Origin of the sequence: Chromobacterium piscinae (assembly GCF_021129175.1) — a bacterium.
Classification (GTDB): domain Bacteria; phylum Pseudomonadota; class Gammaproteobacteria; order Burkholderiales; family Chromobacteriaceae; genus Chromobacterium; species Chromobacterium piscinae.
This window is the reverse complement of the sequence record NZ_JAJOHV010000085.1, coordinates 12,366-35,704: the sequence shown is the minus strand read 5'-3', so window position 1 is coordinate 35,704 and position 23,339 is coordinate 12,366. Positions and strand designations below refer to the sequence as shown.

19 protein-coding genes are annotated in these 23,339 nt (G+C 63.5%); 13 read left to right on the top strand and 6 right to left on the bottom strand.

All coding sequences use genetic code 11. From position 1 onward, the window contains the following. The 3 genes from LQR33_RS19425 to LQR33_RS19415 form a co-directional block, all read left to right on the top strand. The coding region (locus LQR33_RS19425) for an efflux RND transporter periplasmic adaptor subunit (protein ID WP_231470140.1) at positions 1 to 668 on the top strand (668 nt) is incomplete at its 5' end. A 16-nt stretch (positions 669 to 684) separates the two neighbouring features. Continuing rightward, complete coding sequence (locus tag LQR33_RS19420; protein ID WP_231470139.1) at positions 685 to 3,828, top strand: multidrug efflux RND transporter permease subunit; 3,144 nt, start codon at positions 685 to 687, stop codon at positions 3,826 to 3,828. A 3-nt stretch (positions 3,829 to 3,831) separates the two neighbouring features. Continuing rightward, on the top strand, positions 3,832 to 5,217 hold the full coding sequence (locus tag LQR33_RS19415) for an efflux transporter outer membrane subunit (protein ID WP_231470138.1): 1,386 nt from the start codon (positions 3,832 to 3,834) through the stop codon (positions 5,215 to 5,217). 220 nt (positions 5,218 to 5,437) lie between these two features. On the opposite strand, the gene lpxO is transcribed toward LQR33_RS19415, so the two are convergent. The 3 genes from lpxO to LQR33_RS19400 form a co-directional block, all read right to left on the bottom strand. Beyond that, positions 5,438 to 6,358: a lipid A hydroxylase LpxO gene (gene lpxO / locus LQR33_RS19410; protein WP_070979775.1), complete on the bottom strand. Its 921-nt coding sequence runs from the start codon at positions 6,356 to 6,358 to the stop codon at positions 5,438 to 5,440. 122 nt (positions 6,359 to 6,480) lie between these two features. After that, positions 6,481 to 7,215, bottom strand: a complete 735-nt coding sequence (locus LQR33_RS19405; RefSeq protein ID WP_231470137.1) for a metallophosphoesterase — start codon at positions 7,213 to 7,215, stop codon at positions 6,481 to 6,483. Positions 7,216 to 7,328: 113 nt separating this feature from the next. Next, on the bottom strand, positions 7,329 to 9,641 hold the full coding sequence (locus LQR33_RS19400) for a penicillin-binding protein 1A (protein WP_231176957.1): 2,313 nt from the start codon (positions 9,639 to 9,641) through the stop codon (positions 7,329 to 7,331). A 166-nt stretch (positions 9,642 to 9,807) separates the two neighbouring features. Between LQR33_RS19400 and LQR33_RS19395 the strand changes: the two genes are divergently transcribed. The 8 genes from LQR33_RS19395 (at position 9,808) to LQR33_RS19360 (ending at position 16,959) form a co-directional block, all read left to right on the top strand. Further along, positions 9,808 to 10,920, top strand: coding sequence for a pilus assembly protein PilM (locus LQR33_RS19395; RefSeq protein ID WP_166439378.1), 1,113 nt, complete (start codon positions 9,808 to 9,810; stop codon positions 10,918 to 10,920). Continuing rightward, complete coding sequence (locus LQR33_RS19390; protein WP_166439379.1) at positions 10,921 to 11,499, top strand: PilN domain-containing protein; 579 nt, start codon at positions 10,921 to 10,923, stop codon at positions 11,497 to 11,499. Then, positions 11,496 to 12,107: a type IV pilus inner membrane component PilO gene (locus LQR33_RS19385; protein ID WP_166439380.1), complete on the top strand. Its 612-nt coding sequence runs from the start codon at positions 11,496 to 11,498 to the stop codon at positions 12,105 to 12,107. Before LQR33_RS19390 ends, LQR33_RS19385 begins: the two co-directional genes overlap by 4 nt. 5 nt (positions 12,108 to 12,112) lie before the next feature. Continuing rightward, complete coding sequence (locus LQR33_RS19380; protein WP_166439381.1) at positions 12,113 to 12,640, top strand: pilus assembly protein PilP; 528 nt, start codon at positions 12,113 to 12,115, stop codon at positions 12,638 to 12,640. Continuing rightward, on the top strand, positions 12,637 to 14,736 hold the full coding sequence (gene pilQ / locus LQR33_RS19375; RefSeq protein WP_231176955.1) for a type IV pilus secretin PilQ: 2,100 nt from the start codon (positions 12,637 to 12,639) through the stop codon (positions 14,734 to 14,736). Before LQR33_RS19380 ends, pilQ begins: the two co-directional genes overlap by 4 nt. A 91-nt stretch (positions 14,737 to 14,827) precedes the next feature. After that, positions 14,828 to 15,382 carry a shikimate kinase AroK gene (gene aroK, locus LQR33_RS19370; RefSeq protein ID WP_166439383.1) on the top strand — a complete coding sequence of 185 codons (555 nt, stop codon included), beginning with the start codon at positions 14,828 to 14,830 and terminating at the stop codon, positions 15,380 to 15,382. Then, positions 15,382 to 16,461, top strand: a complete 1,080-nt coding sequence (gene aroB, locus LQR33_RS19365) for a 3-dehydroquinate synthase (RefSeq protein ID WP_231470136.1) — start codon at positions 15,382 to 15,384, stop codon at positions 16,459 to 16,461. The genes aroK and aroB overlap by 1 nt, the downstream gene beginning before the upstream one ends. 117 nt (positions 16,462 to 16,578) lie before the next feature. Beyond that, complete coding sequence (locus LQR33_RS19360; protein ID WP_021478274.1) at positions 16,579 to 16,959, top strand: type IV pilus assembly protein FimV; 381 nt, start codon at positions 16,579 to 16,581, stop codon at positions 16,957 to 16,959. 83 nt (positions 16,960 to 17,042) lie between these two features. On the opposite strand, the gene msbA is transcribed toward LQR33_RS19360, so the two are convergent. From msbA to LQR33_RS19345, 3 genes are read right to left on the bottom strand one after another with little or no spacing between them, the layout of a single operon-like run. Continuing rightward, positions 17,043 to 18,797, bottom strand: coding sequence for a lipid A export permease/ATP-binding protein MsbA (gene msbA, locus LQR33_RS19355; protein ID WP_166439385.1), 1,755 nt, complete (start codon positions 18,795 to 18,797; stop codon positions 17,043 to 17,045). A 14-nt stretch (positions 18,798 to 18,811) separates the two neighbouring features. Further along, positions 18,812 to 19,912 (bottom strand): glycosyltransferase family 4 protein, encoded by a 1,101-nt coding sequence (locus tag LQR33_RS19350; RefSeq protein WP_269212192.1) that lies wholly within the window; start codon positions 19,910 to 19,912, stop codon positions 18,812 to 18,814. A gap of 11 nt (positions 19,913 to 19,923) precedes the next feature. Beyond that, positions 19,924 to 20,814 (bottom strand): hypothetical protein, encoded by an 891-nt coding sequence (locus LQR33_RS19345; protein ID WP_166439387.1) that lies wholly within the window; start codon positions 20,812 to 20,814, stop codon positions 19,924 to 19,926. A 336-nt stretch (positions 20,815 to 21,150) separates the two neighbouring features. Between LQR33_RS19345 and rfaQ the strand changes: the two genes are divergently transcribed. Together rfaQ and LQR33_RS19335 are read left to right on the top strand one after the other, a co-directional pair. After that, entirely contained in the window at positions 21,151 to 22,230 is a 1,080-nt protein-coding gene (gene rfaQ, locus LQR33_RS19340; protein ID WP_231470135.1) for a putative lipopolysaccharide heptosyltransferase III, read from the top strand. Further along, on the top strand, positions 22,227 to 23,318 hold the full coding sequence (locus LQR33_RS19335; RefSeq protein ID WP_221663937.1) for a glycosyltransferase: 1,092 nt from the start codon (positions 22,227 to 22,229) through the stop codon (positions 23,316 to 23,318). Before rfaQ ends, LQR33_RS19335 begins: the two co-directional genes overlap by 4 nt. The last annotated feature ends 21 nt before the right edge of the window (positions 23,319 to 23,339 follow it).

Here is a 23,339-nt window from a genome sequence, read left to right as displayed (position 1 = left end):
TGGCCCAGGCCCGCGCCGCGCTGGCCCGCCGCCGGCTGGATCTGAAATTCGCCACGGTGGAGGCGCCGATCAGCGGCCGCATCGACCAGGCGCTGGTCACCGAGGGCGCGCTGGCGGCTTCCGGCGACGCCTCCCCGATGGCGCGCATCCAGCAGATAGACCAGGTTTACGTGGACGTGCGCCAGCCGGCGGCGGCGCTGGAGTCCGTGCGGCGGACGCTGGCGGCTCAGCCGGAGGCGGCCGGCCGCGGCCTGCCCGTGGCGCTGCTGCGCAACGACGGCAAGCCTTACGACGAGACCGGCCGCATTCTGTTCTCCGGCATCAATGTCGACGCCGGCACCGGCGACGTGCTGCTGCGCGTGCTGGTGGACAATCCAAACCGGCAACTGCTGCCGGGCATGTTCGTCCGCGCCCGCGTGCCGCGCGCGAGCTACGCCGGCGCGCTGACCGTGCCGCAGCAGGCGGTGGTGCGCATCGGCGGCAAGCCTCAGGTATGGACCGTCGACGCGAAAAGCCACGCGCGCCTCGCCGCTGTCGAGCTGGGCGAACTGGCCGAGCGCCGCTACCGCATCCAGGCCGGCCTCAAAGCCGGCCAGAAGGTAGTGGTCGAGGGCATGGAACGCCTGTCCGAGGGCGCGCTGGTCGCCGCCGCGCCGGCGCGGCGCTGAGCGAGGGGAAACCATCATGTCCCAATTCTTCATCCGCCGCCCGGTCTTCGCCTGGGTCATCGCCCTGTTCATCATTCTGCTGGGGGTGATCGCCATCCCCCAGCTGCCGATCTCCCGCTATCCGTCGGTCGCGCCGCCGACGGTCACCATCACCGCGGTCTATCCCGGCGCCACGCCGCAGACCATGAGCGACGGCGTGTTGAGCCTTATCGAGCGGGAGCTCTCCGGCGTAAAGGACCTGCTGTATTTCGAATCATCAGCCGATACCTCCGGCGCGGCGCAGATCACCGTCACCTTCAAGCCGGGCACGGACCCGGCGATGGCCCAGGTTGACGTGCAGAACAAGCTGAAGACGGTGGAGCCGCGCCTGCCCGCCGCCGTGCGCCAGAACGGCGTGATGGTGGAGTCGGCGTCGTCCGGCTTTCTGATGCTGATCGGCCTGCGCTCCGACAACGGCCGTTTCGACGAGGCCGAGCTCAACAACTACATGGCGCGCAACATCGTCGAGGAGCTGCGCCGGATCGACGGCGTCGGCCGGGTGCAGCTGTTCGGCGCCGAACAGGCGATGCGCGTCTGGGTGGACCCGGCCAAGCTGATCTCCTACGGCCTGGCGATGAGCGACCTGACCGCCGCCATCGCCCAGCAAAACGCGCAGATCGCGCCAGGCAGCCTGGGCGCGTCGCCAGCCTTGCCGGGCCAGCGGGTGACCGTGCCGCTGACCGTGCAGGGCACGCTTTCCACGCCGGAGCAATTCGCCGCCATCGTGCTGCGCGCCAACGCCGGCGGCGCCAAGGTGGTGCTGGGCGATGTCGCGCGCGTTGAACTGGGCTCGCAGTCCTACAACTTCGCCAGCACCGAAAACGGCAAGCCGGCCACCTTCGCCGGCGTGCAGCTGAGCCCCGGCGCCAACGCGGTGAAAACCGCCGAGGCGGTGCGGACGCGGCTGGCCGAGCTGGGCAAGGCGATGCCCGCCGGCATCGGCTATTCCATCCCGTTCGACACCGCGCCCTTCGTCAAGATCTCCATCGAGAAGGTGATCCACACGCTGGTCGAGGCGATGGTGCTGGTCTTCCTGGTGATGTACCTGTTCCTGCAAAACGCGCGCTACACACTGATCCCGTCCATCGTCGCGCCGGTGGCGATGCTGGGCACCTTCGCGGTGATGCTGGCCGCCGGCTTCTCCATCAATGTGCTGACCATGTTCGGCATGGTGCTGGCGATAGGCATCATCGTCGACGACGCCATCGTGGTGGTGGAAAACGTGGAACGGCTGATGGCGGAGGAAGGCCTGTCGCCGAAGGAGGCGACGTCGAAAGCGATGAAGGAAATCACCGGCGCCATCGTCGGCATCACGCTGGTGCTGACCGCGGTGTTCATTCCGATGGCGCTGTCCAGCGGCTCGGTCGGCGTGATCTACCAGCAGTTCACGCTGGCGATGGCGGTATCCATCCTGTTCTCGGCGCTGCTGGCGTTGACGCTGACACCGGCGCTGTGCGCGACGCTGCTGAAGCCCATTCCCCGCGGCCACCACGAAAAACGCGGCTTCTTCGGCTGGTTCAACCGCCGCTTCGCGCGCCTGACCGACTGGTACGAGACGCGCGTCGGCCGGCTGATCGGCTGCTCCGGCCGGATGATGCTGGTCTTCGCCGCCCTGTCCGGCGCGATGGCGGCCGGCTTCAACGTCCTGCCCTCGTCCTTCCTGCCGGAGGAAGACCAAGGCTATTTCATGACCGGCTTCCTGCTGCCGGCCGACGCCACCGCCGAACGCACCCAGGATCTGGTCAAAAAACTGGACAGCCATCTGGCCACCCGCCAGGCTGTCCAGTCCAGCATTTCCATCGTCGGCTACGGTTTCTCCGGCTCTGGCGCCAACGCCGCGCTGAACTTCGCGGTGCTGAAGGACTGGGACCAGCGCGGCGGCGCGTCGACCGTCGACGAAAGCCTGCGCGCCCAGCAGGCGATGGCGGGCGCCACCGAAGGCGCGGTGATGAGCCTGTTGCCGCCAGCGATAGACGAGCTGGGCACCAGCTCCGGCTTCACGCTGCGGCTGGAAGACCGCGCCAACCAAGGCCCCGCCGCGCTGAAGGCGGCCGAGGCCAAGCTGCTGGAACTGGCCGCGCAAAGCCCGGTGGTGGCCGGCGTCTACCCGGACGGCCTGCCGGCGGGCGCCAGCATCCGGCTGGAGATAGACCGGCAGAAGGCCGAGGCGCTGGGCGTGCCCTTCGCCAGCGTCAGCGACACGCTGTCCGCCGCGATGGGTTCGGCCTACGTCAACGACTTCCCCAACCAAGGCCGGATGCAGCAGGTGATCATCCAGGCCGACGCGCCGGCGCGGATGCAGATAGACAATGTGCTGAAGCTCTACGTGCGCAACGCGGCCGGCAGCATGGTGCCGCTGTCCGAGTTGGCGCGTCCGGTGTGGGCCGAAACGCCGCTGCAGCTGGTGCGCTTCCAGGGCTATCCGGCGGCGCGCATCTCCGGCGGCGCCGCGCCCGGCCATTCCAGCGGCGCGGCGATGGCCGAGATGGAGCGGCTGGCCGCGCAGCTGCCGCCCGGCTTCGCCGTCGAGTGGACCGGCCAGTCGCGGCAGGAGCGCCAGTCGGCGTCTCAGGCGCCGATGCTGATGGCGCTGTCGATGATCGCAGTGTTCCTGGTGCTGGCCGCGCTCTACGAAAGCTGGTCCATTCCGTTGTCGGTGATGCTGGTGGTGCCGCTGGGCCTGATCGGCGCGCTGGCCGCCGTGATGCTGCGCGGCATGCCCAACGACGTGTTCTTCAAGGTGGGCATGATCACCGTGATCGGCTTGTCGGCCAAGAACGCCATCCTGATCATCGAGTTCGCCAAGCAGCTACGCGACGAAGGCAAGAGCCTGGCGGAAGCCGCTGTTCAGGCGGCTCGGCTGCGGCTGCGGCCCATCCTGATGACCTCGCTGGCCTTCGGCCTGGGCGTGGTGCCGCTGATGATCGCCACCGGCGCCAGCGCCGAGACGCAAAACGCCATCGGCACCGGCGTGTTCGGCGGCATGGTCACCGCCACCGTGCTGGCCATTTTCTTCGTTCCCGTTTTCTTCGTGTTCGTGCTCGGCTTGCAGGAGCGTCTGGGACGGTGGCTGAAACCGCGCCGCCCGGAAGCCGCCCCGAGTGTCGAACAGGAGGGTTGAGCCATGAAATTCATCATTCTCCCCATCATCCTGGCCTTGTCGGCCTGCTCGCTGACCCAGCCGCTGGTCAAACCGGATCTACCGGTGCCCGCGGTCTTCCCCGCCGCTTCCGGCGGCGAGTCCGGCCCCCGCGCGGCGGACCTGGGCTGGCGCGCGATGTTCGGCGATCCGCGGCTGCAGCGCTTGATCGAGCTGGCGCTGGCCAATAACCGCGACCTGCGCCTAGCCGCGCTGAACGTCGAGGCCGCGCAGGCCCAGTACGGCATCCAGCGCAGCGAACAGCTGCCCAAGATAGACGGCATGGCCGGCGCCGCGCGCCAGCGCACGCCGGCGAACGGCCCGACGCAGGCCGCCACGCAGACGCAGTACAGCGCCAACGTGGCGCTGAGCGCCTTCGAGATCGACCTGTTCGGCCGCATGCAAGCGCTGTCCGACGCCGCCTTCGCCCGCTATCTGGCCAGCGAGCAAGGCCGGCGGGCCGCGCAGATTTCTCTGGTGGGCGCGGTGGCGGACGCCTATTTCGCCGAGCGGCTGGCCGACGAGCAAAAACAGCTGGCCATGCGCACGCTGGCCGACTGGCGGCAATCGCTGGACCTGGCGCACCTGCTGAAAGCGGGCCAGCAAAACAGCGGCCTGGACGTGGCGCAGGCCGAGGGCCAGGTCTCCAGCGCCGAGGCGGACCTGGAGGCGCGCGCCCGCGCCCACGCGCAAGCCGGCAACGCGCTGCGGCTGCTGATCGGCGCGGAGCCACCTGCCGGCCTGCCCGCCCCGCTGCCGCTAGAGGCCCAGCCGGTGGCCACGCGGCTGCCGGCGGGCCTGCCAGCGGATCTGCTGCTGCGCCGGCCGGACATCCTGCAGGCGGAACAACAGCTGGTAGCCGCCAACGCCGACATCGGCGCGGCGCGCGCGACCTTCTTCCCCAGCCTGTCGCTGACCGCGTCGCTGGGCTTCGCCAGCCCGGCGATGCGCGGCTTGTTCGACGGCGGCCACCGCGCCTGGAGCTTCGCGCCGCAGGTTTCGCTGCCGCTGTTTCCCAATGGCCGGCTGCGCGCCGAGCTGCGTCTGGCCGAGCTGCGCAAATCCGGCGCCGTCGCCGAATACGAACGCGCGATCCAGACCGCCTTCCGCGAAGTGGCCGACGGCCTGGCCGGACGCGAAACCTTCGGCCGGCAGATCGCCGCCCAGGGCCGAACAGTGGCCAGCGCCGAGCGCCGTGCGGATTTATCGGCCCAGCGCTACCGAGCCGGCGTCGACGGCCGCTTGGAATTGCTGGACGCCCAGCGCCAGCTCTACGCCGCCAAACAAGCGCTGCTCGACCTGCGGCGCGGCGAGTTCGGCAATGCGGTGGCGCTGTACAAGGCGCTGGGCGGCGGCTTGATCGACCATTGACTCCCGACAGGCGCGTTCCGCCCCATACAAAAACCGCGCTCATTGGCGCGGTTTTTCGTTTCCCAAGCAAGTGCTCTTAGAGCCTGTTCAAAGTCTCGCGAGCTCGCGCGAGACAAGGCGAAAACAGCTGAAGAAGCGGAATGTACGGTACGGTACATGAGCATGCTGAAGATGTTTTCAACGCCGTATCGCCGACGCACAGCAGACATTGCACAGGTTCTTAGCGCCACGCGCCCCAGAACAGCCACAGCACGATGGGGCCCCCCAGGATCAGCCACTTCAGCAGGTAGTAGGTGAAGCGGCTCTGCGCCTTGATCTTCTTGCCCAGCAGGCGCACCTGCTGGATGTAGCGGAAGGCGCGGTTGAGGCCGCCGACGCGGTCGCCCGCCTCGTTCGGCGAATTGGCCGCGCCCACCAGCACCCGGCTGACGATGCGGTTGATCACCCGCGCCGGCCAGAACCACATCGGCCGCTCCACGTCGCAGAACAGGATGATGCGGTTCTGGTCGGTGGTGTTCTCCGCGTAGTGCAGATAGGTTTCGTCGAAGATCACCGCCTCGCCGTCGCGCCAGCTGTATTTTTCGCCGTCCACGTCGATGAAGCAGCCATCGTCGTTTGGCGTGATCAGGCCCAGGTGGTAGCGCACCGAGCCGGCGAAGGGGTCGCGGTGGCGCACCAGGCGGCTGCCCGGCGGCAGCGCGGCGAACATCGCCGCCTTGATGTTGGGAAACTGCCTCAACAGCTCGGTGGTGTACGGGCACAGCGCCTGGGCGGACGCATGATCCTGGCCATACCATTTCAGGTAGAAGCGCTTCCAGCCGGTCTTGAAAAAGCTATTGAAGCCCAAGTCGTCGTACTTGTCCGAGGCCTTGATGTTACCGCGGTCGTACAGCGCCACCGCCTCTTCGCGGATCTTCTCCCAGTTGGCGGTCAGCGCCTGCAGCTCGGGGAAGCGCGCCACCGGCAGGTAGGGCTTGGGCGGCACCTTGGAAAACAAATACATGAAGCAGTTGATCGGCGCCATGATGGTGGAGTGGTCGCTCAACTGGCGCCAGAATCCCAGCCGCACGCGGCCGCGGAAATGCACGTAAAGGGTGGACAGCACGAAAACCGCCACCACCAGAATCTTGAAATAAGGCATCGGCAACTCCAGACAAACAGAGCGACATTGTAAAACGACAGGACCATCAGCGCAGGCTTATTCGGGTAAAAACTGGCCACAATGTACAAAAAAATGCCGCATCTTCAGCAATTTGGACTCTTTCAGACAAATACCGTTCGCACCGAGTAGCCGTCTGCGGCGAAGTCGAACAGCCGGTAGCCGCGCCGGTCGTCGATCTCGATGTCGTACGCGCCGCGCCTCCACTGGAAGCAGGTGGCCGGCCCTACCTCCAGCGTCTTGCCGCGATAGGCGATGCTGTGTTCGCCGTGGACATGGCCGCAGATCACCAGTTTCAGCGCCTCCGCCGCCGTCGCGGCCTGCCAGAACGGCGACGCCTGCGCCAGCATGCAGTCGTCCAGCAAGGGCGTGCCCACCGCCAGCGGATGATGGTGCAGCACCACGGCCGCCGGGCCCTCTCCCGCCGCGTCCAGCCGCTGGCGCAGCCTCTCCAGCTCGGCGTCGCCGATCCGGCCGCCGTCCTGCCCGGACACGCAGCTGTCGACGCCGATGAAGGTCCAGCCGCCCAACGCCAGCGTCTCCAGCGGCCGCAGGAAATCATAGCCGGCGAACACCCGCGCCATCGCCGCACGGTCGTCGTGGTTGCCGGCGATCCAGTGCACCGGCACGCCCAGCGCGGCCAGCGTCTCCGCCGCCAAATGGTACGACGCCTCTGATTCGTCCTGCGACACATCCCCAGTCAGCAAGACCGCCTCAACGCTCTCCTCCGTCCGCAGCGCCCCCAGCACCCGGTCCAGCGCGGCATGGGTGTCGCGTCCCAGCAGACGGCCCCGCCGGTCGGCGAACAGGTGCAGATCGGTCAGTTGCGCAACTTTCATTCCCGGCCCCCGCCATGTCAAAGGCATTGATTATCGCCGAAACCACGCATCGGCTCAGACAATAAAAAAACCGGCGGGATGTCCCGCCGGTTGTTTGCGCCCGGTGAAGGGGATCAGAACAACTGATCCTTGACGTTCTCCACCGCGTCTTGCGCGGCGGGCTTGCCGCTGTCGGTGTCCGCCTGCGGCGCGCTGGCGTCGCCCTCGCCGCCCGGCACCGAGCCCTGGTTGTCGATATGCAGCTCCGGATTGGTCTTCTGGAACTCTTCGTAGTAGTACTCGTCGCCGCCTCGCTGGCCGGCGCCCGGTTTCACCACGATGCCCTGCGGCACCGGCAGCTCCACTTCCGGCTGGCCCTTCAAGGCGTTGCCCATGTAGTTGATCCAGATCGGCAGCGCAGCAGTGCCGCCGTAGCCGTAGCGGCCCAGCGAGCGCGGCTGGTCGAAGCCCACCCAGGTGGCGGCCGCCAGATTGGGATTGAAGCCGACGAACCAGGCGTCCTTCCAGTCCGAGGTGGTGCCGGTCTTGCCGGCCAGATCGGTGCGGCCCAGGCTCATCGCGCGGAAGCCGGTGCCGTAGCGGACCACATCGCCCATCATCGAGCGCATGATGAAGGCGTTGCGCGGATCGATCGCCTGCTGGGCGTTCTGGCCGGCCACGGTGGGCACGGTCTTGGCCAGCACGCGGCCGGACTGGTCTTCGATGCGGTCGATGAAGAAGGCCTTGGTGCGGTAGCCGCCGTTGGCGAACACCGAGTAGCCCTCCACCATCTGCAGCGGCGTCACCGAGCCCGCGCCCAGCGCCATCGGCAGGTAGGCCGGATGCTGCTTGGCGGAGAAGCCGAAGCGCTGCAGGTATTGCTGGGCGTAATCTGTGCCCACCGCCATCAGCACGCGCACCGACACCAGGTTCTTGGACCGGGTCAGGCCCTGGCGCAAGGTGATCATGCCGGAGAACTTGCCGTCGTCGTTCTTGGGCGTCCACATCTGGCCATTGACCCCGGGCACCGACAGCGGCGCGTCGTTGATCAGCGTGGACGGCGTGATGCCGCGCTCGATGCCCGACGAGTAGATGAAGGGCTTGAACGAAGAGCCCGGCTGACGCCAGGCCTGGGTCACGTGGTTGAAGCTGCGGCGGTTGAAGTCGAAGCCGCCGATCAGCGACTTGATCGCGCCGGTGCGGGTGTCCAGCGACACGAAGGCGCCTTCCACTTCCGGCATCTCCACAATCTCCCAATAGCCCTTGGCGTTGGCCTGCACCCGGATCACCGCGCCGCGGCGGATTTGCAGCTGCTGCGACGCCTTGCTGCTCAGCCCGCGGCGGGCGAAATCGAGGCCCGCGCCTTTGATCGACGCGATCTTGCCGCCGCGCATATAGGCGCGCACCTCGAACGGACTGGCCGACAGAACGATGGCCGGCAGCATGTCGCCGCTGTCGCGCAGATCGCCCATCGCCTCGTCCAATGCCTCGGTGGCGTCTTCGCCGTCGCCGGCAGGCAGATCCAGGAAGCTTTCCGGACCGCGGTAGCCGGTCTTGCGGTCGTAGTCGATCAGGCCGGCGCGCAGCGCGTCGTACGCCCATTTCTGATGGCGGCTGTCCACGGTGGTGTAGACCTTGAAGCCCTCGGTGTACGCCGCTTCCTTGTAACGCTCGTACATCGCCTGCCGTACCATTTCCGCAACATACTGGCCGGGTTGGCTGGTTTCCGCCACCTGGCCGGCCAGGTGCAGCGGCTCGGCCAGCGCCTGGTCGTACTGCTCCTGGGTGATGAAATTCAGCTCGCGCATGCGGCGCAGCACATATTGCTGGCGCAACTTGGCGCGGTCGGGATTGACGATGGGGTTGTAAGCCGACGGTGCCTTGGGCAGGCCGGCCAGCATCGCCATCTGGGCGGGGCTCAGGTCGTTGAGCGTCTTGCCGTAATAGGTCTGCGCCGCGGCGGCGAAGCCGTAGGCCCGCTGCCCAAGGTAGATCTGGTTGAAGTACAGTTCCAGAATCTGGTCCTTGCTCAGCGTGTGCTCGATCTTGAACGCCAGCAGCGCTTCGTTGAACTTGCGGGTGAAGGTTTTCTCGCTGGACAGGAAGAAGTTCTTCGCCACCTGCATGGTGATGGTGCTGGCGCCGGAGCGGGCATGGCCGGACACTAGGTTGCCAACGGCGGCGCGCATGATGCCGAGATAGTCGATGCCGCTATGCTGATAGAAGCGCTCGTCCTCGGCCGCCAGGACCGCCTGCTTCATCAACTGCGGCACTTCGTGGATGCGGGAGAACGAACGCCGCTCTTCGCCGAATTCGCCCAACAGCTGGTTGTCGGCGGAGTAGACGCGGAGCGGAATTTTCGGACGGTAGTCCGTGATTACATCAAGGCTTTGCAGGCGCGGGTAGGTTATGATGATTGCAATCGCGGCGGCACCCGCAAGCAACACCACGCCACCTAGGAATACGCCTGCCAAAATAGCAAGAAATCGTCTGAGCATATTTACGATGGGCTTTCACTGGAAACCGGATTATAACGTCTTGTGAAAGCCAACAAGACAAACAATGGCGGCAACAGTTCGAATTTCTGTTGCATCAGACCGGATCGAGGCGCGGATGCTAATCGATAAATTGAGGCTCGGGCGCTCCTTGCTCGAACAACTGGGGCTGGGAAAATCCCACAATTCGCCGTTGCTTGGACTGGACATCAGCAGCACTGCGATCAAACTGGTCGAACTCTCGCGCAACGGCCGCAACATCCAGGTGGAGCGGTACGTGACCGAACCTCTGCCCAAGGACGCGGTCAACGACGGCAACCTGGTCGACATCGACGGCATCTCCGAAGCGCTGCGCCACGGCTGGAAACGCCTGGGCAGCCCGATACGCAGCGTCGCCATCGCCATCCCCACCCCGATGGCCATTTACAAAAAGCTGCTGGTGCCGGCCGGCCAGGCCGAGGACATGGACGATCTGATCGAGTCCGAGGCCAACCAGATCATCCCCTTTCCGCTCGACGAGGTGAACCTCGACCACCAAGTGCTGGGCCCGTCGCCGTCCAGCCTGGACGATCTGGAAGTCCTCTTGTGCGCGGCCCGCAAGGAGAAAGTGGAAGAGCGCGTGGCGGTGGTGGAAATGGCCGGCCTGCGAGCTCAGGTAGTGGACGTGGAATCGTTCGCGATGATGACAGCCTTCGAACAGATCCAACAACAGCTGCCGGACGAAGGCATGAACCAGACCTTCGCGCTGTTCGACATCGGCGCCACCCGCATCCACTGCAACATCATCCGCAACAACCAGCAGATCTACTACCGCGAACAGATGTTCGGCGGACACCAGCTGACCCGCGACGTCCAGCGCCGCTACAACGTCAGCTTCGAGGAGGCGGAAAGCGGCAAGCGCAGCATGGCGCTGCCCGACGGCTACGAATCCGAGCTGATGCATCCGTTCATCGACTCGCTGGCCCAGGAAATCCAGCGCGCGCTGCAATTCTTCTACACCACGGTCAGCGTGTCGCAATATCTGCGCGTCGACTACATCCTGCTGGCCGGCGGCTGCAGCATGCTGCCCGGCCTGGACGACGCCGTAGCCGGCCGCACCCAGATCAGCACCATGATCGCCAACCCGTTCACCACCCTGGTGCAGGCGCCCGGCATCCGGCTGAAAGAGCTGCTGATGGACGCGCCGTCGCTGCTGATCGCCTGCGGACTGGCGCTCAGGAGGTTCGACTGAATGATACGGATCAACCTCCTTCCCCACCGCGAGCAGAAGAAGGCCGCGCACCGGCTGCGCTTCCAGTTGCTGCTGGGCGCAACCGTCCTGGCTTCGCTGCTGCTGCTGACCATAGGCTATATGGTGCTGCAGCACCTGATTGGGGGGCAGGAGGCGCGCAACCACGTGCTGCAAGCGGAAATCGGCAAGCTGGATCGGCAGATCAAGGATATCGGCAAGCTGAAGAAACAACGCGACGACCTGCTGGCGCGCAAACAGCTGGTGGAGCGGCTTCAGGAGGGGCGCAACTCCGCGGTGCATCTGTTCGATCAGTTGGTGCGCCAGACCCCGGACGGCGTGTATCTGAAAAGCTTCAAGCAGACCGGTAACCAAGTGACGCTGACCGGCTACGCCCAATCCGGAGCCCGGGTCTCCAGCTATATGCGCCTGATCGGCCAGTCGGAAACCTTTGACGCGCCGGTGCTGATCGAAGTCAGCTCGATCATCGTCAACAATCAGCGGGTCAGCGCGTTTACGCTCAATGCCGCAATGAAGCAAAGCCCGCCCTCCGCCAACAAACCCGTTGGAGCCACGCCATGACGCTGGACGAACTGCGCGCGCTCGACCCCAAGGACATGCCCAACTGGCCGCTGCAGGCACAGATGCTGATGCTGTTCCTGCTCTTGCTGCTGGTGGTGGGACTGGGCTATTTCTTCGTGCTGGGCGAGCAGCTCGACAAGCTCAATCAGTCCCGCCAGCAGGAAGCCGCGCTAAAGCAGACCTTCATCGACAAGAAACGCCAGGCGGTGAACTTAGATGCGCTGGAACAGCAGCTAAAGGAAATCGACGCCTCCTTTGGCGCTCTGCTCAAGCAGCTGCCGACCAAATCCGACATGGATACCCTGCTCACCGAGATCAACCAGGCCGGTATCGGCCGCGGACTGCAATTCGATCTGTTCAAACCTGGCGCCGAGACTCGCACCGCGGAAATGGCCGAAGTGCCGATCACCATCCGACTCACCGGCTCGTATAACGATCTGGCGGCCTTCGTCAACGACATCGCCCAGCTGTCCCGCATCGTCACCATCGGCGAGATCAGCCTCACGCCAAGCGGCAACAAAGACAGTCGGCTGATCATGGACGCGACCGCCCGCACTTACCGAGCTCTGGAGCCCGGCGAACGCCTCGGCGCGCTGGCGCAGAAATGATGACGATGAGAAGAATAGCGATCTGCCTGCTCCTCCTATTGCTGAACGCCTGCGGCGACGGCGGCGATAACGGCAACGACGACTTACGGCAATGGATGGCCAACAGCAGCCTGGGCCTGCGCGGCCAGATCGATCCCCTGCCACAAGTTCAGGCCTATAAGCCGTTCAACTATCAGGCCTACGACCTGACCGATCCGTTCAACCCGCAAAAGCTGCAAGCGGGCAAGCGCCAGAATTCCGCCAATGCGCCGGATCTGAGCCGCCCAAGAGAGGCCTTGGAGAATTACGATCTGGACAAACTGGAAATGGTGGGCACGATACGCAAAAGCGCCGCCATCTACGCGCTGATCCGCACGCCGGAAGGGTCGGTCTACAGGGTGCAACCGGGTAATTACCTGGGGCTGAACTTTGGCAAGGTCACCTCGATCAGCGATGCGGAAGTGCAGCTTGCCGAAACCGTCGAAGACCTGAATGGAGAGTGGGTGCAGCGCAGCAGCAGCCTGCATCTTGCAGAACAAGGGCAGAACAAATGAAAAGACTCGGCATCGCATTGTGGACAGGCCTGGCCTTGTGCCTGGCCGGGGGATTGGCCGTCGCCGCGCCGTCCATCACCGCGCTGGACGCGGGCAAGGTGGACGGCAACCGGCAGACGCTGCAGATCACCTTCGACGGCCCGGCGGTCAAGCCCAACAGCTTCTCCCTGTCCAATCCGCCCCGCATCGCTCTGGACTTCGCCAACACCGGCGTCAAGATGTCCAAACCCTCGCTCAGCGTCGACAGCCCGCTGCTGCGTTCTGCCGTCGCGGTAGAGGCCAGCGGCCGCTCGCGGCTGGTCCTCAACCTGGCCCGCAACGCCAGCTACCGCAGCGAGATCAGCGGCAACCGCCTGCTGCTGACGCTGGATGGCTCCACCGCTTCCGAGCAGGCATCCTCCACGCCTCAGGAAATCGCGCCGTCCGTCCGCGCCGACATACAGGCGCAAAGCGCCGCGGGCGGCGCTGCGGGCCTGGACTTCCGCCGCGGCCGCAACGGCGAGGGTCGGGTGGAGCTGACGCTGCCCAGCGCCAACACGCCGGTGGACATCCGCCGAGACGGCGCCAATTTGGTGGTCGACATCGCCAGCGCCTCGCTCCCGCCCCAGTTGGTGCGCCGCATCGACGTCACTGACTTCGGCACCCCAGTGGCCAAGGTGGACGCCGCCAACCTGGGCCGCAACATCCGCGTCACCGTAATGCCGCAGGGCGACTGGGAATATTCGTCGTACCAAACCGACGGCAAACTGGTGGTCGAGGTGCGGCGCCCCGCGCTAGCGATGGTTGGCGGCGGCGAAGCCGGCAAACCGCTGTACAAGGGCGACAAGCTGTCGCTCAACTTCCAGAACATCGAAATCCGCACCGTGCTGCAAGTGATAGCCGAATTCACCGGCCTCAACGTCGTCACCAGCGACTCGGTCACCGGCAACATCACTCTCCGGTTGAAAGACGTGCCCTGGGACCAGGCGCTGGACCTGATTCTGCAAAGCAAGGGGCTGGATCAGCGCCGCAACGGCAACATCATCCAGATCGCGCCGCGGGATGAACTCTTGGCGCGCGACAAGCAAGTGCAGGAGGCTCGACAACAGCTGGCCACGCTGGAGCCGCTGCGCTCGGAAACCTTCGTGTTGCGTTACCGTTCGGCCGAGGATTTCAAGAAAGTACTGGATGGCGACAACAACTCCGGCAAGAAGGAAAGCCTGCTGTCGGAACGCGGCAGCGTGCTGATCGATCCCAAGACCAACACCCTGATCGTCAACGACATCGGCACCGCGATCGACAAGATCCGCGATGTGATCGCCAAAACCGACATTCCGGTGAAGCAGGTACTGATCGAGGCCCGCATCGTCGAGGCTACCGACAACTGGGAGCGCGATCTGGGCATCAAGCTCACCTATGACCGCGCCGACCCCAAGGGCATCATCTCCGGCAATCCGCTGGGCACCAACGTCAACAACGTCACCAACCTAAACACCGGCCAGCCTTATGTGATCCAGACCACGCCCGCCGGCGTCAACCTGCCGATCGCCAATCCGTCCGGCACGCTGTCCGCGCTGTACAACGTCGGCCACTCAGTGATCCTGGGCCTGGAACTACAAGCGATGCAGGCCGAAGACAAGGGCCGCATCATATCCAGCCCGCGGGTGATGACCGCCGACCGCCAAGAAGCCACCATCGAGCAAGGCACGGAAATCCCTTATCAGGAAGCCAGCTCCAGCGGCGCCACGTCGGTATCGTTCAAGAAAGCCGTCCTCAGCCTCAAGGTCAAGCCGCAAATCACCCCCGACAACCATGTGATGATGGACATCACCGTCAACAAGGATTCGGCCAATTTTCAGCAGACGGTGAACGGCACGCCGTCGCTGTCGACCGAGAAAATCACCACCCAGGTGCTGGTGGACAACGGCGGCACCGTGGTGCTGGGCGGCATCTATCAACAGCAGTTGGACAACGTGGTCAACAAGGTGCCCTTCCTCGGCGACATTCCCCTGCTGGGGGCGCTGTTCCGCAGCTCGCAAAAGATAGACAAGCGCAGCGAGCTGCTTATTTTCATCACACCAAAAGTGATCAACGATCTAGTCGCCGCATCGCGCTGATACTGACTGGCCAGGCTCTGGCGCAGCCGCGCTTCATTGACAGATTAGCTGCGGCAAGCAGCCAAGACAGAGTCGTTAACGTTCGGCTACAATGGCTGCCATGGAGAAATTGGCAGGCAACTTTTTTCTTGTCGGTCTGATGGGCGCAGGCAAGACCACGGTGGGCAGAGCGCTGGCGCGCCGCACCGGCAAGACGTTCTACGACTCCGACCAGGAGATCGAAGCGCGCACCGGCGTGCGCGTGGCCACCATCTTCGACATCGAAGGCGAACTGCGCTTCCGCAATCGCGAAGCCTGCGTGATACGCGACCTGGCCCAGCAGCGCGACATCGTGCTCGCCACCGGCGGCGGCGCCGTGATGCGCGAGGAGAACCGCAAGGTTCTGGCCAGCCACGGCACCGTGATCTACCTGCGCGCCGCGATAGACGACCTTCTCGCCCGTACCCAGCACGACAAGAACCGCCCCCTGCTGCAAATCGCCGATCCGCGCGCCAAGCTGGAAAGCCTGTTCAACGAGCGCGATCCGCTGTACCGCGAGATCGCCGACATCATCATCGACACCACCCAGCAGAACGTCAATCTGCTGGTCGCCCGCCTGTTCGACCAGCTATTGGCCTCACCGCACCATCCCAAGGAAACCGACTAGTGATCACACTCGACCTGATCCTGCCCGATACCCGATACCCGATACACATTGGCCACGGACTCCTGGAACAGGTCGATCTGCTGCTGCCCCACCTGCCGCTGCCCAAGGCAGCCATCGTCAGCAACGCCACCGTCGCGCCGCTCTACCTGTCCCGGTTGCAGCAGGCGCTGGAGGCCCGCAGCGTGGCCTGCTCCAGCGTAGTGTTGTCCGACGGCGAACGGCACAAGGACTGGCAGACGCTGAATCTGATCTTCGACGCGCTGCTATCGAGCAACGCCGAGCGCAAGACCACGCTGATCGCGCTGGGCGGCGGCGTGATAGGCGACATGACCGGCTTCGCCGCCGCCTGCTACCAGCGCGGCGCGCCCTTCATCCAGATTCCCACCACCCTGCTCGCGCAGGTGGACTCCTCGGTCGGCGGCAAAACCGCGATCAACCACCCGCAGGGCAAGAACATGATCGGCGCCTTCTACCAGCCGAAGGCCGTCATCGCCGACATGGATCTGCTGGCCACTCTGCCGGACCGCGAGCTGTCCGCGGGCCTGGCCGAAGTGATCAAGTACGGTCTGCTCGGCGACGCCGGCTTCCTCGCCTGGCTGGAAGCCAATATGGCCAAACTGCGCGCGCGCGACGGCGAAGCGCTGCAATACGCGGTGAAACGCAGCTGCGAAATGAAGGCTGCCATCGTTTCCGAGGATGAAAAGGAAAACGGCGTGCGCGCGCTCTTGAATCTGGGCCATACCTTCGGCCACGCCATCGAGGCTGGACTGGGCTATGGCGCGTGGCTGCACGGCGAGGCGGTAGCCGTCGGCATGATCTTGGCCGCCGCAGCCTCCGCCGAGCTCGGCTGGATCAGCCGGGACGACGTAGAGCGCGTGCGCCGGCTGATCGCCGCCGCCGGCCTGCCAGTCAAGGCGCCCTCCATGCCGACCGAGCAATGGCTGAGCCTGATGAGCCACGATAAGAAGGTCGAGGCCGGCACCGTGCGCTTCGTGCTGCTGCGCTCGCTGGGCCAAGCCGTGATAGAGTCGGGGCTGGACACTGCCTTGCTGGACCGGATTCTGCGCGAAAACAGCTGATCCCGGCTGCCCGGGCGGCCTGGCTACGGATTTATACGAATTGCCAAGTCGCCCGCCTCGTCAGAATAATCAACAGACTACATAAGATGTTGTTTCACACGAGGGGGGAGAAATAGAATGGATGTCTTTACGGCACTGGCCAGCAGTCTGGCCCTGATGCTCGTCTATTATTCGCTGCGCCAGTTCTGGCGCCATCTACGTTACATCAAGCCCGTTCAACGCGGCATCGACCCTGTCGGAGAGGCCGAAGTTTTCCTGGCTTACGGCCGCACCCGCGAAGCCGTCCGGGTCCTGAAGGATTCCCTGAAAGACGATCCCGACAATCTCCACGCCAAAGTCGCCCTGCTGCGCGCATACTCCAACGCCCGCGACAGCAAGGCCTATGTGTCGCTCGCGCGCGACGTCCACCCTCAAGTGCAAGGCCAGCCGGTCTGGCACACGATACGGGAAAACGGCCGCGAGCTAGCGCCGCAGGAGCCATTGTTCTCCAAACGTTGAGTTACTGAGCGCTCAGGCTCAATGACCAATGAAACAAGGCTGCCCACGGGCAGCCTTGTTGTTTTCGCCAGGAGCGACGCGGCTCAGTCCGCCTTCGGCTCGCTGAACTGCAAACTGTGCAATCTGGCATACAAGCCACCCTGCCCCAACAATGCCTGATGGCGCCCCTGCTCGACCACCTTCCCCTGGTGCATCACCACGATGCGGTCGGCGTTCTCGATGGTGGACAGCCGGTGCGCGATCACGATGGTAGTGCGGTTCTTCATCAGGTTTTCCAGCGCAGCCTGCACCAAGCGCTCGGACTGGGTGTCCAGCGCCGACGTCGCTTCGTCCAGGATCAGCAGCGGCGCGTTCTTTAACAGCGCGCGCGCAATCGCCAGCCGCTGCCGCTGACCGCCCGACAAACGGGAACCGTTTTCTCCGATGATGGTATCCAGCCCCTCTGGCAAGGCCTCGATGAACTCCAGCGCATTGGCCGCGCGGGCAGCATCGATGATCGCTTCGCGCGACGCATCCTCCCGACCGTAAGCGATATTAGCCGCCACGGTATCGTTGAACAGCTCCACCTGCTGGCTGACCATCGCGATATGCTCCCGCAACTGGCTCAACGGAATGTCGGACAGCGTCACGCCGTCCAGCAGCAGCCGTCCCGCCGACGGCTCGTAGAAACGCGGCACCAAGCTGGCCAGCGTAGTCTTGCCGCTGCCGGAGGACCCCACCAGCGCCACGGTCTCGCCTGGTTGTATCGTCAAATCGATGCCAGACAACGCGGGATTGTCCACATTGGGATAGGCGAAGCTAACTCCGTCAAAACACAGCTGCCCGCTGGGCGCGGGCAGGGCGTGATCGCCGCTGTCGGCCTCTCCAGGCTCGTCAATGAAGGAGAATACCGACTCCGCCGCCGCCAAGCCGCGCTGCATCGCCTGCGATACGCTGGAGATGCGCTTCACCGGCGCGAACAGACCGAGCATCGCCGTCAGGAACACCATGAAGTCGCCGGCGGTCAGCGCGCCATGCTGGGCGCGCAGGCCGGCAAAGTACAAGATCGCCGCCAACGCGCACGCGATCATCAACTGAGTGACGCCGGTATTGGCCGAGCTGGCCGCGCTTTGCTTGACCTGGTTGCGCCGCACCGACGTCGCCGTATCGTCGAACCGCGCCATCTCGCGCTCTTGGCCGCCATATACCTTGATCGCGCGCTGGCACTGAATGCTCTCCGCCAACACCTGGGTCATCTGCGCCATATGCTGCTGATTCTGCCGCGCCAATCCGCGCAGACGCTTGCCCACCAGCCGCATGCAATAGGTAACGCCCGGCATCACCACCAGGCAAATCAGCGTCAGCTGCCAGTCGGTCATCAGCATCAGGCCCAGCATGCCCAACGCGGTCAAGCCGTCGCGCACGGTGACCGTGATCACGTTGAAGCCCGCCTCGGTCACCTGATTGACATCGTTGGTGATCCGCGACATCAGCCTGCCGGACTGGTGCTCGTCGTAATAATGCGCCGGCAAGCGCACCAGCTTGGCGAACATCTGCTGCCGCAAAGCCTGCACCAGCTGCCCGGTCAGCCAACTGGCGGTGTATTCGTTGATGAAGCCGGCCACGCCGCGTATCAGATAGATGCCGATGATTGCCAGCGGCACCCACATGATCACCTGGGGATCTTTATTGACAAAGCCGCCATCGATCAGCGGCTTGAGCAGCTTGGCGACGGCAGGCTCGGTCAGCGCCGCCACCGCCATCGATAGTATCGATAGCAACAGCACTTTCCAGTAGCCAAACAAATACCCGAGCAGCCGACGGTATATAGCCCAACTATTCTTAAACGAATCTTTCATTCAAAACCCTGTCATTAGCGCGGCAAACGCGGCAACCCTGCTAATTGAAGAATGCTTTCCAAATTGCGTTCGACCGAGAAACGCTGGCGAACATCCTCGCGCCCCTTGTCCGCCATCTCGCGCATCCTGGGCAGATCGGCCAAAGCTTCCGCCAGCGCGCGAGCCCAGTCGGATACGCTGCCGGGCGCGGCCAGCAGGCCAGTCGCGCCATCGGAAACCGTCTCAGGAATGCCGCCGGTATCGCTGGCGATGACGGGAACGCCCAGCCCCAGGGCTTCAATCTGCGACATGCCCAGCGGCTCATAAGTGGAAGGCATGACGACGATGTCGGCCCGGGCCAGCAAAGCCGCAACCGGATTGACGATGCCGGCCAGCAAAACGCGATCCTGCAATCCCAAACGAGAGACCTCCGCTTCGATGCGCGCCCTCTCCCCGCCGTCTCCGGCGATGACATAACGCAAGCCGGGCCACGCGTCTTTCAATTCGGCCAGCGCGCCGAGCAAAGTCAGATGTCCCTTCTCGCCGCGCAGCATCGCCGCATGCGCCAGCACCGGGCCGGTCCCGCTAGAGAGCCAATCGGCAATCCGCGGCGGCAAGTTCTGCCCGGCTGACTGATCCAACCGCTCGAAGTCGATGCCCGGGTACACGACGTGCAAGCGGTCCGGCCGGATGGCCGGATTCGCCAGCAGGGTTTGCCGCAAGCATTCGCTAGGCAGCATCGTCGCATCAATCAGGTGGTTGTAAGTCAAGGTCGACGGGTAACCGGCCTGGTAAGTGCGGGATCGCAGCAGAAACGGTCTATCCCGCAACATTCTGGCAGCGAGAGCCACATTGTTGCTGTCGTGCCCGCTGTGGCAGATAGCCAGCCTGGGCCGGTGTTGGCGCATCCATCGCCATAAACCCACGATGGTAGGCAGGTGCGCGCTGTTTCGAAAACGCAAGGGCAGGATAGCCAGACCCTTGTCGCTCGCGACATCGGCCACCGCCGTGCCGGGACGGCATGCCAACACAGGACGATAACCCGCCTCGCTCAGCTTGACCATCTGCTGCATCAGTTGAAATTCCTGCCCCCCCACATTGGGCGACGACTCGGAGAATAATATGAATTCAGACATGCGGATGCCCATCAACCTTGGGGCGGACACAGCTCGGCCCAAGGCCGGCCAGCCGCCAACTCGGCTTCAAGGTGCTGGCACAGCTCGAACTGCGATTCAAAACCATTGTTATAGCTGATGCTGCCGATGTGGTACCAGCAGTCATCGATCACCTGGATGGTGAAGGGATGCCCGCTCACTGGATCGATGATCTCGCGCATGCGATGCTTCGCCATTCTTAGAGCGGAAGCATCGAGCTCCCGATACAAGGAACGCCAATTGCGCCCCCCGGTATCCAGCCCATTGGAAAAGTCATACAGGAAATTGACCGTCCGTCGGCTCGCATAGTCGAAATCGAATGCGCAGTACCCAGCCCACAAGTGCCATCCCCAAAGACTGTCATTCGGCAAGCCATACACAACTTGCCCATCCAGATTCGACAGCAAGCGATTAGGCGCAACAGGGATCATATCGTGGTCAATGAAGGCGAAACTGGATGGCGCCGCCGGCTTCACGACATTGTGATAAATCCAGCTCATGGCAAATCCATGAGAGCGGTTGACGTGACGGGTCGGATTTGGCGGCAGCGCCAGATAAGGCACCTGCCTATCAAGGCACACCTGGGCGATCTGTCTTCGCATTTCCGGTCGCCGGGAATTGTCGAACACCACCATTGTGGTATCCGGGATATTCCGGCTCGCCAGGGTCAGTTGCCAATTCAGCGCCCAAGGCTGTTCAAACGCCACGACCAGTCCCAGCGCGCCCTTCTGCTGCCTGAGTTCAGACACCAAACGTTCTTGTCCCTCCGCCCGCTTAGCGATGTAAGCTGCCTGCCATGCATCGTTGCGCCATTGCTTGAGCGCATCGTGGCACGGCAACAGCCTCAACCATTCCATCATGCCGAAATCGGACAGATTACGCATTGTGTCTCACCTTACCAAACTCATTCATCTACTCGCCATTTCACATTGGTCGGGACGCACCCGCAAAAGCCGGGACCTGCCATGCGTCTTGCCGCAGCGGGCGATCCGCCGGACAGCATCAACAATATGGACATCTCGCCAGTTCATATGGAGAGGCGCAATCATCGCAGCAATGCTCTTGAGCGGCAAGCATCGATAAGAACCCGCTCATGTCGTATATAATCATCTCGGCAGAGGCTTTCCATACTTCTGCCAGTTATCGCAACGCTCCTCCCCGCGGACACGCCAGTCTCAACTCGACACGGGGCAAACATTTGTCATTTTCTTATCAACTCTATGCCCCAGACTGAAGCCCCAAACCGGATCCTGCTCATCAAGCTACGCCATCACGGCGATATCCTGCTAGCCACTCCTGTCGCCAGAACATTGAAATCACGCTATCCCGAATGCGAGATCGATATGCTGGTATATCAGGAAACCGTACCCTTATTGCAAGACAATCCAGACCTCAGCCTCATCTGGAGCATTGACCGCAAACTGCGCGGTTGGCGCAAACTGGCTACCCAGTTGCGCCTGCTGGCATCACTGCGCCGTCGCCGCTATCAAATCGTGATACACCTGAGCGATCAGACCCAAGGCGCGCTGTTTGCCAAATTGCTGGCCAGCAGGCATGCCATCGGCTTCGACTACCCCAAGCGGCGCGACAGCCCCTGGCGCCGCTTTTTCACTGAGCTAGCGCCCATCGCCCCTAGCGACAGCTTGCACACCGTCAGCCAGAACCTGCTTGCCCTCACCCCGCTAGGCATCACGCCGACCGCCGACGAGCAACGCTGCGTCATGCCGATCAACGACACCGACAGGCAAACCGCTCGGAAAATGCTGCGCGACGTGGGCATCACGGGAGATTTCATCGTCATCCATCCATCCTCCCGCTGGTTCTTCAAATGCTGGGAAGACGATAGATTCGCCAAACTGGCCGAGGCGCTCGCTGAACGAGGATGGAGCGTCGTCATCACCGCCGCGCCAAGCCCGGCTGAAATGCAGATGGCGACATCCATCCTGTCTCAAACCCGCTCGGATCGCATCCGGTCTCTCGCAGGCAAGCTCTCTCTGAATCAACTAGCCGCAGTCATTGGCGAATCACGGCTCTTCATCGGCGTAGATTCCGCCCCCATGCATATGGCCGCGGCCCTGGACATAGACACGGTCGCCCTATTCGGCCCCAGCAAAGTCAACGAATGGCATCCTTGGATGACACGCCATCGCCTGATCCACGCGGCCAGCTATGGCGAACTGATCGACGCCGATACTGTCGATACCTCAACAGGACAAAGATACCTGACTCATATTCCTCTCGAACCGGTGCTGGCAGCCGCCCAAGAGCTGCTTTCCACTACCCGAAAAGACCGTTTATGAGCCGGAAAACGATATTATTCGTCATCGATGGTTTGCCCGGCGGCGGCGCCGAGCGAGTCGTATTGACCCTTGCGGAAGAAATGGCCCGGCGCGGACACGATGTAACTATCGCCTCTCTCTCCCACCAACTCGACTATACCATTCCGGACGGCGTGCATTATCTGTTGGTGGAGGACAAGTACCGGGGGCCGCTACGCCGCCAAGCTGAAATCATTCGCCGCGCGCGCCAACTCGACGCCGCGCTGCGCAAACACTATGCGGACCGCAGCATCGACCTGGCCATCTCCAACCTGCCGAAAACGGATCGCATCGTATCGTCCAGCGCAAAGCTGCGTGATGCATGGCTTTGCCTGCACTGCGCGCTGACAGCGGGTCAACTTCAGGAAAGGAGCGGGCTCCGGCGCTGGTTGAAACAACGCCAGCTAATTCGCACCTACAGCGGCCGCAAACTGATCACAGTCTGCCAAGCGCTGCAAAACGACGTCCTCCAATGCGGCATTCAGCCTTCGCAGATGGCGGCCATCTACAACCCTTTCGATCTGGAAAAAATCCGACAACTCTCCCAGGCCGCTTGTCCTCTGGATGGACAGGACTTTCTCTTGCACGTCGGTCGTTTCAACCGGCAAAAACGCCATGACCGCTTGCTGGAAGCCTTCCTGCTCAGCGGCTACATGGGCAAGCTCGTTCTGCTGGGCCAAGGCGATGCTGCAGATATCAATGCCGTACAGCTCCAAGCGCAAACGCTGGGCATCGCCGACCGGGTAGTCTATGCCGGGTTCAGCGACAACCCCTATACTTATATGCGTGCTGCTCGGGCATTGGTGCTGAGTTCTGATTACGAAGGTTTCGGCAACGTGCTGGTCGAGGCCCTAGCTTGCGGCACACCGGCGATCAGCACCGATTGCCCAGAAGGGCCGGCAGAGATTCTGACCGGAGCACAAGCTGCAGGGCTGAGCCCACTCGACTCAGCCTCGCTCGCAGCAGCCATTCGGCGGGTATTGGATTCACCACCCGACATCACCAGCGAGCAACTGGCTCCATTCGCGCTACAAACGGTTGTAGACCGTTACTTATCACTGATTCAGTAACTGAGTATGCTTCACATATAG

What these genes read in the sequence shown, in the direction of transcription:
- pilQ (WP_231176955.1), top strand. Translation starts at nt 12,637, where the DNA reads ATGAAAAGACTCGGCATCGCATTGTGGACAGGCCTGGCCTTGTGCCTG.
- rfaQ (WP_231470135.1), top strand. Translation starts at nt 21,151, where the DNA reads ATGCCCCAGACTGAAGCCCCAAACCGGATCCTGCTCATCAAGCTACGC.
- LQR33_RS19385 (WP_166439380.1), top strand. Translation starts at nt 11,496, where the DNA reads ATGACGCTGGACGAACTGCGCGCGCTCGACCCCAAGGACATGCCCAAC.
- aroK (WP_166439383.1), top strand. Translation starts at nt 14,828, where the DNA reads ATGGCTGCCATGGAGAAATTGGCAGGCAACTTTTTTCTTGTCGGTCTG.
- lpxO (WP_070979775.1), bottom strand. Translation starts at nt 6,358, where the DNA reads ATGCCTTATTTCAAGATTCTGGTGGTGGCGGTTTTCGTGCTGTCCACC.
- LQR33_RS19395 (WP_166439378.1), top strand. Translation starts at nt 9,808, where the DNA reads ATGCTAATCGATAAATTGAGGCTCGGGCGCTCCTTGCTCGAACAACTG.
- LQR33_RS19335 (WP_221663937.1), top strand. Translation starts at nt 22,227, where the DNA reads ATGAGCCGGAAAACGATATTATTCGTCATCGATGGTTTGCCCGGCGGC.
- LQR33_RS19360 (WP_021478274.1), top strand. Translation starts at nt 16,579, where the DNA reads ATGGATGTCTTTACGGCACTGGCCAGCAGTCTGGCCCTGATGCTCGTC.
- msbA (WP_166439385.1), bottom strand. Translation starts at nt 18,797, where the DNA reads ATGAAAGATTCGTTTAAGAATAGTTGGGCTATATACCGTCGGCTGCTC.
- LQR33_RS19405 (WP_231470137.1), bottom strand. Translation starts at nt 7,215, where the DNA reads ATGAAAGTTGCGCAACTGACCGATCTGCACCTGTTCGCCGACCGGCGG.
- LQR33_RS19350 (WP_269212192.1), bottom strand. Translation starts at nt 19,912, where the DNA reads ATGTCTGAATTCATATTATTCTCCGAGTCGTCGCCCAATGTGGGGGGG.
- LQR33_RS19415 (WP_231470138.1), top strand. Translation starts at nt 3,832, where the DNA reads ATGAAATTCATCATTCTCCCCATCATCCTGGCCTTGTCGGCCTGCTCG.
- LQR33_RS19345 (WP_166439387.1), bottom strand. Translation starts at nt 20,814, where the DNA reads ATGCGTAATCTGTCCGATTTCGGCATGATGGAATGGTTGAGGCTGTTG.
- LQR33_RS19390 (WP_166439379.1), top strand. Translation starts at nt 10,921, where the DNA reads ATGATACGGATCAACCTCCTTCCCCACCGCGAGCAGAAGAAGGCCGCG.
- LQR33_RS19420 (WP_231470139.1), top strand. Translation starts at nt 685, where the DNA reads ATGTCCCAATTCTTCATCCGCCGCCCGGTCTTCGCCTGGGTCATCGCC.
- LQR33_RS19380 (WP_166439381.1), top strand. Translation starts at nt 12,113, where the DNA reads ATGAGAAGAATAGCGATCTGCCTGCTCCTCCTATTGCTGAACGCCTGC.